The organism is Salegentibacter echinorum, assembly GCF_900129445.1.
Lineage (GTDB): Bacteria > Bacteroidota > Bacteroidia > Flavobacteriales > Flavobacteriaceae > Salegentibacter > Salegentibacter echinorum.
This window is the reverse complement of record NZ_FQVT01000007.1, coordinates 40585-55598: the sequence shown is the minus strand read 5'-3', so window position 1 is coordinate 55598 and position 15014 is coordinate 40585. Positions and strand designations below refer to the sequence as shown.

At 38.4% G+C, this 15014-nt stretch carries 13 protein-coding genes and 1 tRNA gene; 3 read left to right on the top strand and 11 right to left on the bottom strand.

The window, feature by feature from the left end:
- Nucleotides 1–71 precede the first annotated feature (71 nt).
- On the top strand, nt 72–932 hold the full coding sequence (locus BUA71_RS11555; protein WP_139277094.1) for a hypothetical protein: 861 nt from the start codon (nt 72–74) through the stop codon (nt 930–932).
- The gene (locus BUA71_RS11550) at nt 925–1599 is read left to right on the top strand and encodes a hypothetical protein (RefSeq protein WP_072879912.1); all 675 of its coding nucleotides are present in this window, start codon (nt 925–927) and stop codon (nt 1597–1599) included. The genes BUA71_RS11555 and BUA71_RS11550 overlap by 8 nt, the downstream gene beginning before the upstream one ends.
- 137 nt (nt 1600–1736) lie before the next feature.
- Here BUA71_RS11550 and BUA71_RS11545 read toward each other — a convergent pair.
- The 4 genes from BUA71_RS11545 to BUA71_RS11530 form a co-directional block, all read right to left on the bottom strand.
- Nucleotides 1737–1809: transfer RNA gene (locus BUA71_RS11545), tRNA-Met, on the bottom strand.
- A 137-nt stretch (nt 1810–1946) separates the two neighbouring features.
- Nucleotides 1947–2309, bottom strand: a complete 363-nt coding sequence (locus BUA71_RS11540) for a SpoIIAA family protein (RefSeq protein ID WP_072879910.1) — start codon at nt 2307–2309, stop codon at nt 1947–1949.
- A 286-nt stretch (nt 2310–2595) separates the two neighbouring features.
- Nucleotides 2596–2778 carry a CPXCG motif-containing cysteine-rich protein gene (locus BUA71_RS11535; protein ID WP_072879908.1) on the bottom strand — a complete coding sequence of 61 codons (183 nt, stop codon included), beginning with the start codon at nt 2776–2778 and terminating at the stop codon, nt 2596–2598.
- Nucleotides 2779–2794: 16 nt separating this feature from the next.
- Nucleotides 2795–4711: an ABC-F family ATP-binding cassette domain-containing protein gene (locus BUA71_RS11530; RefSeq protein ID WP_072879906.1), complete on the bottom strand. Its 1917-nt coding sequence runs from the start codon at nt 4709–4711 to the stop codon at nt 2795–2797.
- 107 nt (nt 4712–4818) lie between these two features.
- On the opposite strand from BUA71_RS11530, the gene BUA71_RS11525 reads away from it, so the two are divergent.
- The gene (locus BUA71_RS11525; protein ID WP_072879904.1) at nt 4819–5205 is read left to right on the top strand and encodes a DUF983 domain-containing protein; all 387 of its coding nucleotides are present in this window, start codon (nt 4819–4821) and stop codon (nt 5203–5205) included.
- Between the two features lie 124 nt (nt 5206–5329).
- On the opposite strand, the gene BUA71_RS11520 is transcribed toward BUA71_RS11525, so the two are convergent.
- The 7 genes from BUA71_RS11520 to topA all read right to left on the bottom strand — a co-directional run bounded on the left by BUA71_RS11520 (nt 5330) and on the right by topA (nt 14848).
- Nucleotides 5330–6385: an NAD(P)/FAD-dependent oxidoreductase gene (locus BUA71_RS11520; protein ID WP_072879902.1), complete on the bottom strand. Its 1056-nt coding sequence runs from the start codon at nt 6383–6385 to the stop codon at nt 5330–5332.
- Between the two features lie 93 nt (nt 6386–6478).
- Complete coding sequence (gene porN / locus BUA71_RS11515) at nt 6479–7372, bottom strand: type IX secretion system ring subunit PorN/GldN (protein ID WP_072879900.1); 894 nt, start codon at nt 7370–7372, stop codon at nt 6479–6481.
- 13 nt (nt 7373–7385) lie between these two features.
- A complete protein-coding gene (gene porM / locus BUA71_RS11510) occupies nt 7386–8930 on the bottom strand; it encodes a type IX secretion system motor protein PorM/GldM (protein ID WP_072879898.1) in 1545 nt (514 codons plus the stop codon).
- A 57-nt stretch (nt 8931–8987) separates the two neighbouring features.
- Entirely contained in the window at nt 8988–9647 is a 660-nt protein-coding gene (porL, locus tag BUA71_RS11505; RefSeq protein ID WP_072879896.1) for a type IX secretion system motor protein PorL/GldL, read from the bottom strand.
- A gap of 29 nt (nt 9648–9676) precedes the next feature.
- The gene (gene porK, locus BUA71_RS11500; protein ID WP_072879894.1) at nt 9677–11041 is read right to left on the bottom strand and encodes a T9SS ring complex lipoprotein PorK/GldK; all 1365 of its coding nucleotides are present in this window, start codon (nt 11039–11041) and stop codon (nt 9677–9679) included.
- A gap of 114 nt (nt 11042–11155) precedes the next feature.
- Entirely contained in the window at nt 11156–12316 is a 1161-nt protein-coding gene (locus BUA71_RS11495) for a formimidoylglutamase (RefSeq protein ID WP_072879892.1), read from the bottom strand.
- Nucleotides 12317–12319: 3 nt separating this feature from the next.
- On the bottom strand, nt 12320–14848 hold the full coding sequence (gene topA / locus BUA71_RS11490; protein ID WP_072879890.1) for a type I DNA topoisomerase: 2529 nt from the start codon (nt 14846–14848) through the stop codon (nt 12320–12322).
- Nucleotides 14849–15014 lie beyond the last annotated feature (166 nt).

Sequence of the window (15014 nt, the reverse complement as noted above, 5' to 3'; positions counted from 1 at the left end):
CTACAAAATCAAACAAAATCTACGGATTAAGCGAATCTTTGTTGGAAAGCAACCGTGAATACCTTAAATCGTTGAGAAACGAACTTCCTGGTCGAGAGCTATCCCACGAAATGAAATTATTTGCCAAAGGGATGGGTGTGCCTGAAACTTTTGATTATCAGCCATTGGGAAGTCATCCAGACTTTGTACACTTAAAGGGTACAGACTTAGTTGAAGAACATTGGATAATTTCAGGCTTCATCGATGTAAAGAGGAGCACAAAGCTCTTTAATAATTTCACAAAAGCAACGGTAAGGTTGATTACCGAAAGTATCATCCGAGCATCAATATTTGCAGTAAACCTATGCGGTGGCTACGTGCATCGCATACAGGGCGATGGTTTAATGGTATATTTCGGCGGAAAAAAGAAAGAAAAGCTAAAAGCCGTAGAAGATGCCTTAAAGTCCTTCTCTATGATATCCTATTTCGTGAAAAATGATCTTAAAGAGTTTTTTGAAGATAATGGTATTCAAGACATACATACAAGAGCAGGATTGGATTTGGGTCATTCCAAACAGGTGGATTGGTTCTATTCGGGCATTGGTGAATCGGGCGAAGTTACGACGTGTAGTCTTCATACAAGTCTTGCGCCTAAAATGCAAAGTAACGCCAAAAATAGTGGCATAGTTGTAGGCCACAATGTGACCACACAACTTAGAAAGGACAAATATTTTGAACAGCGAAGCAAAGAAATTCACGATTATGAAGATGGAAGAAAATATTACCAATACAACTTTGATTGGGAACGCTATTTGGTAGATAACAACCTAGCTGTTCAAAACGATATGGGTGTCTTGGTATTGACAATTAACACCTTTCCTGACCCCAACAGGAATAGCCGTGATTTGTATCCAATCGCTTCTAAAAGTAAACCTTACTTCAACTATGGGTAAAAAAGGCCTCAGTACTGATATTAAAAATTTTCTGGACAAATATTTTGCCTTTGAGAAAGTTGAAAGCCCTAAAACCGGATATTTAGCTCTGGAAGGCAAAATAAGTGTCTTAGACAAAAATGATAAGCTCTGGGGGCACTTTAAAATCCTAATTCTTATAAACGAAGCTGAATACCCATATACCGTTCCTATGGTAATCGAGAAAACTCAAATTATCAATAGAGATTGGGACTTTCATATTTCCAAGAAAGGGGAATGTTGTTTGGACATTCCGCATAAGCTAATGAAAAGAAAAGGGCGAGGTATCATTTTTGAAGAGTTTTACAGAGAAGTTATATATCCTTTTTTCGCCAATTATCATTATAAAGAATCCACAGGGGATTATGCGAATGGGGAATACAAGCACCACTTTGATGGTATCGCACAATTTTACCAAGAAGAATTTGGACTATCTGATTTTAAAAATATTGTTTCCTTATTGGAAACGGCCATTAATGGCATCAAATATCACCCTAATAAAGAATGTCCATTATGTGGCGGGCCTAAATACAAAAAATGTTGCCGGAAGAAAATCTATGATTTGAAAGGGTATGGCTTGCAACAATTAAAATTTGATTTGGCACTTTTTAGGAAATACAGCCCCAATACAGAACAAGTTTCGAACTGAAATAAGATATAACCACAATTGACATCAATTCTCTTCAAATTAAATTTCTTGAAGAAAAACTGTAAAATGTTGTACCTATGTTGTACCCAGTCCATAAAAAAAGGGCTTCAATCTCTTGAAACCCTTGTCTTTGCTAGTAGCGGGAACTGGACTCGAACCAGTGACCTTCGGGTTATGAGCCCGACGAGCTACCTACTGCTCTATCCCGCGATGTATGTTTGAATCAGTAGAACTGATTATTAAATTCTATTGTTTCCGAAGTCTGTTAGCAGTCTATTACTGCTATTGCGTTATCGGACTGCAAATATACAACTGTTTTTGACTTGCACAAAAAAATATGAAAAAAATTATTCAGCAATCCAATTTAATGCTTCTAGCCTATTTTCGTGTTCAAAAGTACGAATATCGGCTTCCATCATTAGGTCTTTGATATTCAAAACATTGCTAAACCAATAAAGCTCTGTGACTACTGCCATTTTTTTTAAATGTTCAGCATTGTTAAATTTAAATTTTAAATCTTTGAAAAGCGGTTTCAATTCAATTTTGGCACCTTTTTCTATTTCTATAAACAGATTGATCTTATCATATTCATCAATTTTCTCTCTAATTTGCCTGTGCATTTCTGCCACGGTATGCTCGTTTATATCAGATTTTATAATTAAGCCTACCACATGGTCGGAAAGTTCGAAAAAAGAAACGCGATCATACATATTTTTTAACTCTATTGTCCGGTAAAGAAACAAGATCGCTTCGCTGCAAGAAAAAAGAGAAAAAACTAAACTCTAACTAACTGAGAATCCTGCTTTTTTTATAAGTGATATTCTTCAATTAACTCTTTTGCATGAATACTTCTAACAGCAAGGAGGATAATTATGAAATCGCTTTTGGGCTTTGCTATAAAAGAGAACATTCTAATTAGTTATATTTTCACCGGACATTAATAATTTTTTAATATAGCTCAACAAGTTAAGCTTTTACCCGGACAATAATGATTTTTTACTGCTCTATATTATGCACTTCAAAACTTATTAATTCATTATTTTGAAAGCTCACCTCAAACTCCATGGGATTACAGCAATTTTCGCAGTCTTCAATATAAGTTTGCTGGGAGACCGACGGATCTAATAAGACCGAAATCTCTTCCCAGCAGTAAGGACATTGAAAAAAATGTTCGTACATAATATTCTAAATTTAATTAATCAAGACGATCTAAATCTTCCTGCACTTCTTCCCACTGCTCCATTAAGCTATTCAAATCTTTCTTTTTTGCTTTGTATTTTTCCATAAAACCAGGTTTTGTAGCAGTTGCCTCATAGTTTGTAGCTAGCTCCAAATCTAGGGTTTCCAGGTCTTTTTCAAGCTTGGTGATTTTAGTCTCTGTGTTACTGAGCTTATTTTTTAGAGACTTGATTTTTTTCTGGTCCTTATAAGAACTCTTATTTCTTGTTGAATCGGTAACATTTTTAGTAGGTGCAGCTTTTGTCTTTTTCTCTACCGCACGCATATCTTCCAGTTTTCGCTGCTCTAAAAAGTAATTTATGTCCCCAAGATATTCCTTAATACCACCATCTTTAAACTCGTAAACCTTATTAGATAAGCCCTGTAAGAAATCCCTATCGTGAGAAACAATTATAAGTGTACCTTCAAATTGATTTAGAGCTTCTTTTAATACATTTTTCGACTTTATATCCAGGTGATTGGTAGGCTCATCCATAATAAGCACATTAAAAGGCTGTAGCATCATCTTACAAAGCGCCAACCTGTTTCGCTCCCCACCAGAAAGGACTTTTACTTTTTTATCTACTTCATCTCCCCTAAATAAAAAAGAGCCCAACATATCCCTTACCTTGGTTCGGTTCTTCTCGTTGGCAGCATCTACCATAATTTCGTGAACCGTTTTTTCCCCGTCTAAATAATCAGCTTGATTTTGCGCAAAATAACCCAGTTGCACGTTATGCCCCAATTTTAAATGACCCTCGTAAGGAATTTCATCGATAATCATTTTTGCCAAAGTGGTTTTTCCCTGGCCGTTTTGCCCTACAAAAGCGATCTTACTCTGCCGTTCAATAAGCAAATCTATATCTTTTAAAACCTGATTTTCTCCATAAGCTTTCCCAACTCCTTCTGCTTCTATCACCACTTTTCCCGGTTGGACCGATATTGGAAAACTTACATTCATTACCGCATTATCGTCTTCATCTACTTCAATACGATCTATTTTATCCAGTTTCTTGATGAGGGATTGGGCCATGGAAGCTTTGGTGGCCTTTGCTCTAAACTTCTCAATGAGCTTTTCGGTATGCTCTATTTCTTTTTGCTGATTTTTCTGTGCTGCCAGTTGCTGCTCCCTAAGTTCAGCCCGTTGTACTAAATATTTGGAATAAGGTTTACTAAAATCGTAAATTTTACCCAGGGAAATTTCAATAGTTCTATTCGTCACATTGTCCAGAAACATTTTATCGTGCGACACAATTACCACACAGCCGGGATAATTATTCAGAAAATTTTCCAACCAAATAATACTCTCAATATCCAAATGGTTAGTGGGCTCATCCAGTAGTAGAATATCATTATTCTGAAGTAAAAGTTTGGCCAATTCTATACGCATGCGCCAACCTCCCGAAAAAGTATCGGTTAATTTATCAAACTGCTCCCGCTGAAATCCCAGCCCCAGTAACACCTTTTCGGTATCGCCTTCATAATTATAGCCACCTATAATTTCATAACTATGGGTGATCTCACTTAAATCCTGAATAAGCTGGGTATAAGACTCACTTTCATAATCGGTTCTCGTGGCGAGTTGATGGTTTATTTCATCTATTTGCTTCTCCTGCTTTTTTATTTCAACAAAAGCCTGTTGTGCTTCATCTAAAACCGTACGACCTTTTACAAAGTCGATATCCTGCTTTAAAAATCCGATATTTAAATCCTTGTCTTTAGCGATCTGTCCTTCATACTCCTGCTCCCCGGCGAGGATTTTAAGCATCGTTGATTTTCCGGCACCGTTTTTACCAATAAGACCTACACGGTCCCCTGCACCTAACCTAAAGGTTATTTCCTCAAAAAGATACTCCCCGCCAAAAGAAACCGAGAGATTGTGAATATTCAGCATTTATTAATTTTATTTTTGCAAATATGCCTAAATTTGCAATGCGAAAAAAATTAAGAAAGACTTCAATCGCAGCTAATTCTCAAAGTATAAAATCCTGATTGTCAATTATGAAATTTCTCAAAGGAACTAAACTCTATAGTATTCTTACGGGAACCTGCCCAGTTTGCCAGCAAGAAAGCATGTATGTGGAAGATAACCCCTATAAAATGACCAGGATTTTTAAAATGCACGAGCATTGCTCCAATTGTGGTACAAAATATAAAATGGAGCCTTCTTTCTTTTTTGGTGCCATGTATGTAAGCTACGCACTTGGTATCGCTTTCTCTGTCGCGGCTTTTGTGATTACTTACCTACTAGTGGGCAGTGACCTGGTGACGACCTTTTGGGTTATTACAGGCACTTTAATTGTTTTTATGCCAGTAATTATTCGGCTTTCCCGCAATATTTGGATTAACTTTTTTCTTAATTATAATCCAAAAGCAGGAGAATCTTAATCTTCAATATTCATAAAGCAACAAGTATATATTGTATTAAAGATTAAGCCTGGCTTAATTAACTTGTTTCTTTGGAAATTGGAATACATGCGCATAATAACTTTCTAGACCAGGTTTAAACCAGTTAAGCCTGATAATGCTTCTTAGTGAACCGCTGTAAATCTATTTCTTCAGAAACGGGATTATTAAACTCCATAAGTTCAAAAAGCTGTGAGGCGGCCATAGGCGCAATTAAAACACCCCTGCTTCCAAAACCGTTGCAGCAATACAAATTTTGATGTTCCGGGTGCCTGCCAAGCATTGGCCTCCTGTCTTTACTCGCCGGCCTTATCCCGGCCGACTGATCTACCACCTCGTAATCGCAGGTAATTAATTGCTGTAATTTTGTCTCTAACTGCTCCCTGGCTTCTTCACTTGGCGCAGGATTATTATCTCTACTATTATAGGTCGCCCCAACTTTATACAGGTTATTGCCTAACGGAATGATAAAGACTGAGGATTTCACCGCCTTATCAAGCTGAAGTTCTTCGGAATAAATCGTTATATATTCGCCTTTATTACCTCGCAACGGAAGGTAATTGAAGAACGGGTTTTTAAGCAGTCCAAAACCTTCACAAAACACGATGTTTTTTGCTGAAAGTTCTCCGTAAGTAACCCCGTCTTCTTCAATTTTTAAATCGTCATAACAAAAACGTTCAACTTTAAGTTTGGATTCTTTTTTTAAATAGGAACGATATTCTTTAAGCAGGACATCGGTATCAATTACTCCCGTTCCTTTTACTCTTCCAAAACAATATTCAGCAGGGATATTATCATTGATATGCTTCACCAAATTAGTATCCAAATATTCAGAAAGCAAAGGTTTATCGGCAGCTTCAAACCAGTTGTTTTGTTCTTCCGCAGAAAAAAACTTACGATAAATAGCTAATTTATGAACAAATTTTGTTGCGAGTTTATCTTCTAACCTACGGTAAAATGGCAGGGCAGTATTCATTTGCTCATTGGCTTTCCAGGCCAGGGTAAAGCGTTTTAATATGACAGGATTAAACAGGCCACCGGCTACTAAAGATGAGTTTTGAGAATTATCTTCAAAAACAAGAAAGTTCTTCCCCTCATCTTCTAACTTCTTACTTAAGGCTACACCGCTAAGTCCCAAACCAACTACTATAGTATCTAACATCAACAGGGAATATTTATTAATTTTTTGAAAAAAGAAAAGCGCTCCAATGGGAACGCTTTTTCATATTAATATAATTTCACACAGAAACTATTTTTAATAGTTCCACATATCCAATTCAAAATTTCTAATTTGCTCTTTAATCCTTTGAGCTTCCAGAAGTTCCATAAAGGCATTGTCTGCAATATATTCATCGATCTCCCGGTTTCCATAGACATTATCCTCCTTGTAAATGGTTGCATTGAACCTTCGGGAGTTTAACAGGTGGTCAAAGCTTACCGCATCAGAATTGTTTCCGCCGGTATAAGCTTCGTTATCATTTAATACTTCCCTGGCATCTGGAAACCACACCCAAAATAACTCCACAAGATCAGATTGTCCAGAATCGATAAAGTTAACATCGGGAGCAACGGGAGCAATACCTAAAATACGATATCTAAGCTCTGCCATACGCTTGTCAAAATACCACATTCCACGAATATGATATTCAGCAATATCTGCAGCACCAAGATCTCTTCGATCAATAAACTGCGCATCTACCTCTTCCCCGGCATTATACTGCTCAATACCCAAATTAGTTGTATCTACTTTAGAAAGGGTTGCCTCGATATCCTTTAAACTACGTTCATCGTTAAAATATGAGTCGGCATAAATCTTTTCTATTTTTCCGCTTTTAATCCCATCAATTAAAACATTGTATAACGACTTACGGTTACTACCAATATTATTTACATCTATAGGATAATAAAGTGGAAAATTCACACGCTCATCCAAATCTATAATTTCCCAAACGACCTTGGACCAAAGAATATCGCGTTCTTCAACATAACCATATTCTAAAGGCTTATCGCTTAGATTTGATTGTTTTTGAGCTTCGGTCTTCTTACCAATATCCTTAGGATCTTTGGCATTTAAGATATTTGCCTGCCCATAGGAAGCGATAGTAAAACATAACACTAAAGCATTTACTAAAAATCCTTTCCAACTCATCTTCATAATTTTATTAATTTGTTAGCTCTATAATCACGGGAGCTACCTTCTTAAGCTTATACCCGGAATTTCCGGAAATACTTGCCTGAATATCAAAAATGGTAACGGTTTCTCCTCTACCGGCTCTTCTCAAGGCATCTTTAGCCCTGCCGTCTAATTTACCACCGTTAACCCTCACGGTTGGTTGACCGGGAACTTTAAAACTAAACCCAGATACATTCAGGTTAAGGTTAAAGTCGAAATCTGGTAAATTTGCACTAATGGTAGATATCTCGAGGCTGTTACGTTGCATTTGCACAGATCCACTTTCACCACGCACCGTTCCTACCGGCTGCGGAATATCTTTCACCCTAAAGGTCTTACTATCTGAAACCGTTTCTCCGTTAGGCAATTTCCCACTCACTTTAATCGCCACTTCCCTTGCTCTAAGGTTAGTCACGTTCATCATATAATTTCCTGCACCACCGGCAGAGGAAAGTCCGGGTGCCTGGGCACTAATTTGACTTACCCCGGGGATAGAAATGGTCATTGGGTTTTGCACCCCTCGGTAAAGCACGTTCATCTTATCGGCAGAAATTACTGCTGAATTCGGCTTCGGAATTACCGCATAAGAACTGTTAATTGGAATTCTAACAATAGAATCTCCTTCTTTAAATTGAAGTTCCCCGTTTATTTCTTTCTCACCAACATTTCCTGCCGGGAAGTCTAACATTACCTGTCCCGCTTCTGTACTTTCTACATCACTACCATTAATAGTAACATTCTCAAATTTTAAGGTAGGATCTACACGACCTAATACTACTTTTCCTTTAAAGTTTTCTCCACTGAAGAAAGCTGTCTTTTCAGGAACTACAATCGCCTGGTAATTGGTAAGCGAAACATCACTTTGCAATTGTCCCGAAAGCATTGCAGAAAGAATATCATTCTCTGTATTTCTAACCTTAGATTGAATTTGAGTTAACTTTGTTAAAGAAGCAATTAAAGGAAAGCCCTGGTAGTTGTACATTAACCAGGGTTTTGTTACGCCTTCGTTATTAGTAACTTCTTCAGTATTAAAATCTTTTGCCAATTTTCTTGTAATTTGAGGATAATCATCCCCCAATACAGCCATTACATTTTTTCTATATTCATCTATAGCCGCAACAAATTCTTCGCCACGTGGCGATACCCTTCCACTGGCAAAAAAGAGGTTGTCCATTTTATCGGGACGGTCCATAGACTCATAATTCGTCTTGTCTTCTCCTTCCAGGTCTTCAGTAAGTTTTGCTTTGAGGTCTTCTATCGTAGCGTATAAGTTATCTGAGAGAACTCCTATTTGATCGGCTTTTTCTTTTAATTCCTGATATTTTCCAGGTTGTTCATCGGCTTTAGTGGCAAGGCCTGCCATAGCCATTTCATTTCTTTGAGATGTGGTTGCATTAGAATCTTCCAGGTCTTCGTTCATTTGACCGAAAGCTGTTAATACTTCCTTAGACATATTAAGTGCCATCATTGCGATAAACACCAAATACATCAGGTTAATCATCTTTTGTCTTGGGGATTGTTTTCCAGACGCCATGTGCTAATTAGTTTAGTTCTTAAAAATTTAGGGTTTCAGGGATTAGCATTGTTATTACTAATTAGTTGTCACATTTTTTCTCCCGTTCATAGCAGTAAGCATTCCTCCATATACTCCGTTTAGAGAAGATAGGTTGGCAGTAAGCGATCCCATTTCCTGGTTTAGTTTACCAGCGTTTTCGGTTACTTCCTGGTTTATTTCTGCCTGGCGTGAAGCAGATTCTACCTGGGCTTTATAGATATTATTAAGCGTTTCCATTTGCGTTGCTGCAGTTGTTAGCTCTTCACTATATTTCTTTTGAGAAGCCATAGCATCCACGGTAGGTGCAATTCCTTTTGCAGCGCCTTCAAAATTACGAATGCTATCTCCCAGGCTACTCATTAAGCTGGCATCTATTTTAGCTTCTTTAAGCATATCATCCAGTTTTCTGGACAACTGCCCCTGTGTTTCTTTTTCTTCTTCTATTACCGTGGCTGTACGACGGCTTGCCTGTCCTCCTGCTAATTCAGGATATACCAATGACCAATCTACATCATCATCCATAGGTTCAAAAGCAGAATAGGCGAATACAAATGCTTCTACCACTAATCCGGCAATAAGCATTGGGTTAGCGAAAGGCCAGTGCATAATTTTAAAAAGCGCTCCTAAAATTACTACAGATGCACCCAGACCGTACACCATCGTTGTTATTCTTCTACTTGTGTTTGATTTTGCCATAATAAATTAATTAGGTTTTGTTAGAGTTTTTATTTAGTGGTTTGATTTAGGGTAACATCTGTCCCGAGGTAATCCTGAACTGTTCTAAAGCCAATATAGCTTCGGGCAGAATCTGCATATTCATAATCTCTGGAGCTAACCTGAAGGAAATAAGCTACATCCTTCCAGGAGCCGCCACGAATTACTTTCCGCATATCATCGGGGTTATCTACTGTGGGGTTCATGGTGGACATATAAAGATATGAAGCGGGATCGTAGGATGAGTTCACCCATTCTGAAACATTTCCAGCCATATTATACAGTCCATAATCATTAGGTTCATAAGATTTAGCTTCTACAGTATATAAAGCCTGATCTGCCGCATAATCCCCTCTTAAAGGTTTGAAGTTAGCCATAAAACAACCTCTGTCGTTTTTGGTATAAGGACCTCCCCAGGGGTAGGTTGCTCCTTCTAAACCACCACGGGCAGCATATTCCCACTCTCCCTCGGTAGGGATGCGGTAGGACGGCACATTGTGGTCGCCTTTTTCTCTTCTGTAATAATTGTGGTATAGTGTTCTCCACTGTGCAAAAGCACGAGCCTGCTTCCAGGAAACGCCTACTACGGGATAGTCATCGAAAGCGCTATGCCAAAAATAATCGTTGTGCATAGGCTCGTTGTAAGAATAGTTAAAATCTCTTATCCATACCGTTGTATCTGGATATATATTTAATTCCTCTGTTTTTATATAATCCCTTCTATTCCCCTGGGCTTTAGCAGCTCCCTGTACATCCATCCAGGTGTACGTAAATTTTAGTTTATCTACATCTAAGGTGCGTTGCCCGTTGTAAACTTCTTCCATAGGAATATATAACATATCCATAACCTCGGCATAGTTCACATCGGGATAATCTTCGGTATCCCAAACAATATCGATGTCCTTGTTTAAGCGACGGTTTGCGTAAGTATCTGAAGGACCACCCTGCCCATAAGTATTGAGCATGTATTCTTCATAAGGAGTCATCTCACCTTCTTCAGAATCCATAAATGCATAATCGCCAATTCCGCCAGAACCAGAGGTCTCCCCCATATTCTCAGCCATAATTGCCAACTCTGTTCGTACCACAGAATCGCGTACATAATTTACAAACTGTCGATATTCGGCATTAGTGATTTCAGTTTCATCCATATAAAAGGATCTCACGGTAACGGTCTTTAATGGGGCATCTTTTTTTCCGGCAAGATCATCATCGGCTTTACCCATAATGAAAGATCCACCAGGAATTAGCGTCATTCCAAGTGGCTTTTCGGGATTCCACTTTTCCCCTTTCGCACCAACAAGCTGTCCACGATCTCCACGCCCACAGCTGTAAAGTAGGGCAAGAACAGCAATTAGCGAAATAAATTTCCTCATAATTTTCTTAGGTTAAGACTTGTAAATTTACGGCGGTAAACCTATCTAAATATTTTTTAAAAAACAATATTTTGGGTAAAAATACGGTAAATCTTACGAATGTCTGAAATTATTTTACACTTCATTTTTTCTTTTAGCTTTATACCACCTCTCGGGAATTACCTGGTTGCAAGCCTCCAAATAATCCTCTTCACTGCAAGGTAATAACGTGTGCCTCTTCAATTTAGTATTTAAATGTTCCAAAAATGGAATCTCTATCCACCATCGGCCACTTATTGGGCTCTTAAAAAAAACAAGCACCTCTTCTTCTATTGGCACCTGATATTTTATAAACTCTTTTTTTGCTGAGATAGTATTTTCATTTGTTCTATAATTTACCCCTTCAGCAAAATACCACATCATCTGCGCCATTAACATGGCACCTAAATTTCCAAATTTAAGATTGTCATATTCATAAATCCCAAAGGAACTCACTTTATCACTTATTCCCGCATAACGTGCTAAATTGCAAATTTCTTTGCCGTCAAACCCATTTGGAGAAGCGATATCACGGGAACCGCAGGCCGGCGCACTAACCGAGGTTAGATCTATAGTCACCATATTGGCATCCCGCATTACGGGCTCCACTATACTAATATTGGCATTTACGTCTCCCAGCCGATAGGCGTCAAAAAACAGGTTATCCATAAGTTCTATTTCATCTTGTGAATTGAAATATGTTTGATAACCTAAATTGGAATAATTAAATAGATTATAAGGCTCGTTTACCACTATCTTTCCCATATAAGAATGATTGCCTATAGGTTTTTCGGCATCGCCAAGATCAAACCTACTGTCTATATTTACCAAATTCACCATTTGATCTAAAGTATCGTAAGCGCGGTATTGAGCATAAACCAAATCCTGACTGCCACCCAGAATTACAGGAACCACATCCATTTTTACAAGTTTTGCCACCAGGGTTTGCAATGCAAAATAAGTATCTTCTACGGTTTCACCTTTTTCAATATCCCCAAGATCGACAATTTTCACATCCCAATTTCCGGGAAATAAACTGTAAAATGATTTTCTCACATCTTCAAAATCCAGGAAATCTATTTCGCTTCCCAGGCGATTCTCTTTCACTCCCACTATAGCCAAATTCACGCCTTCAAGCTGAGGAATGCCTTCGCTTTGCGTGTGTTTTTCTACCTGCCCGGCCAGGGACTGCTCCTCTAAGGCCGATAGTTCTTCTAATAAAGATTCAGAAAGGGGACTCAGAAAGTCTAAATCCATAAATTACTTTTTCTTTTTTGTAGTGGTTTTCTTTTTAGCGGCTGACTTCTTTTTGGTCGTCGCTTTCTTTTTTGTGGTTTTCTTCTTTTTAGTTTTCTCCTCAAGAATCTCTTTAACCTCCTCCAAACTTAAATTTTCGGCATCTGTGGTTTTTGGCAATTCTATCTTGGTTTTTCCTTTAATAATCTTAAACCTGCCCCAGCGCGCTTTCTCCACACGAATTCCTTCTTCTTCCCAATTATGGATTAACTTTTCGCGTTCTTTTCGCTTTTTATCTTCAATAAGCGTTTCAATATCTTCTATAGACAGGTTATCGAAATCGTATTTCTTATTTACATTAATAAAAATTCCATTCCATTTAAGGTAAGGACCAAATCGCCCCACACCTTTTTGCACCGGCATATCTTCATATTCGTGAATAGGCGCATCGGCTTTTTCTTTTTCCTTTATAAGCTCCATAGCCCGCTCAAAATCTACATTTAACGGGTCTTCGCCTTTGGCTAATGAAACATATTTTTTACCAAATTTCACATAAGGACCATAACGGCCATTATTCACCTCAACTTTTTCATCTTTATATTCCCCCAATTCCTTTGGAAGCTGAAAAAGATCCATCGCCTCTTCATAAGTTACCGAATCTAAAGTCTGGTCTGGGCCAAGGCTGGCAAATTTCGGTTTTTCATCGTCTTCTACTGAGCCTATTTGCACCATGGGACCAAATTTACCCAAACGCACACTCACCGGTTTTCCGGTTGCGGGGTCTTCACCCAAAACACGTTCTCCTACTTCCCGCTCGGCATTTTTGGCGACATCTTCAACTTGCGGGTGAAATTCTTCATAAAACTCTTTCAACATATGCGTCCAGGCTTCATTTCCTTCAGCAATATCATCAAAACTCTGTTCTACGCGAGCGGTAAAATTATAATCGAGAATGTTTGAAAAATGGTTCACCAAAAAGTCATTAACCACCATACCAACAGCAGTAGGAACCAACTTCCCTTTATCGCTGCCCACGGTTTCGGTTAATTTTTTTTCTGAAATTTTTTCTTTTTTCAGTACAAATTGTAAATACTCACGCTCTGTACCATCTACAGAACCTTTTTCGATATATTTTCTATTCTGAATAGTAGAAATGGTAGGTGCATAAGTAGAAGGACGGCCAATTCCTAGCTCTTCCAGTTTTTTCACCAAAGAAGCTTCTGTGTAACGATAAGACGGCCTGGTAAAACGCTCTGTCGCGCTAATATATTGATTAGCTAAAGGCTGATTTTCCTTTAAAGCCGGCAACATTCCGCTTTGTTCCTCATCTTCCTCGTCATTACTTTCTAAATATACTTTTAAAAATCCATCAAATTTTAACACCTCACCATTGGCGGTAAAATGTTTATCGTGCCTGGAAGCTTCTATTTTTACATTGGTACGCTCCAATTGCGCTTCACTCATTTGTGAGGCAATTGCACGTTTCCAAATAAGCTCGTACAAACGTTGCTCATCACGGTCTGCCCGCACCGAATGTTTGGCAAAATCTGTAGGTCTTATAGCCTCGTGAGCTTCCTGCGCTCCTTTTGTTTTTCCTTTAAACTGGCGGGATTTTGCATATTTATCACCATAAGCTTTTAATATTTCCCGGTTGGCACCTTTACGGGCATCATCTGAAAGGTTTACCGAGTCTGTTCTCATATAAGTAATATGACCGGCTTCGTAAAGACGTTGTGCCATTGTCATGGTTTTACTTACCGAGAAATATAACTTCCTGGCTGCTTCCTGCTGCAAGGTTGAAGTAGTAAAGGGTGGCGCGGGATTTTTCTTTGCCGGTTTCGTAGTTAGTTCAGCTACTTTAAAATCAGCATCGAGGTTTTCTTTCAGAAAAGCTTCCGCTTCTTTCCGGGTTGCAAAATTCTTAGGAATTTTTGCTTTAAAAGACTTCCCGTCCTTAGTGGTAAACTCTGCATCTACTCTATAAGAACCTTCCGCCTTAAAATTTTGAATTTCCCTTTCACGTTCTACAATGAGTCGCACGGCTACAGATTGTACCCGCCCGGCCGAAAGTCCGCCTTTTACTTTTCTCCATAACACAGGCGAAAGTTCATAACCTACTAACCTGTCTAAAACCCTGCGCGCTTGCTGGGCATTTACCAGGTTGTAATTTATCCCCCTGGGATTATCAATTGCTTTAAGAATAGCCGATTTAGTAATTTCGTGAAATACAATTCGTTTTGTTTTTTCACCTTTTAGTTTTAGCTCCTCGGCAAGATGCCAGGCAATAGCCTCTCCTTCACGGTCCTCATCACTGGCCAGCCATACCATTTCGGCATTTTTAGCAAAACCTCTTAGCTTTTTTACAACGTCTTTCTTGTCTTTGGAAACCACGTATTTTGGAGTGAAGTCCCCTTCGGTATCCACGCCCAACTCTTTGGTTGGCAAATCTGCAATATGTCCAAAACTAGAAGTCACCTTATAATCCTTGCCCAAAAACTTTTCAATGGTCTTTGCCTTGGCAGGAGACTCAACAATCACTAAATTCTTTGCCATAACTCAAATTTTTCTAGCTGCAAAAGTATATGATTTTTTTGATTTCTATTTTTTTTTGAAGAAAATCCTATCGATCCATTCTAATTCCACCTTTTTTATAAAGTTTTTATTTTAGAGGGCGTGTAACTTTTCTATTTACAGTTTTCTGAAAAACCATGCCAAACGC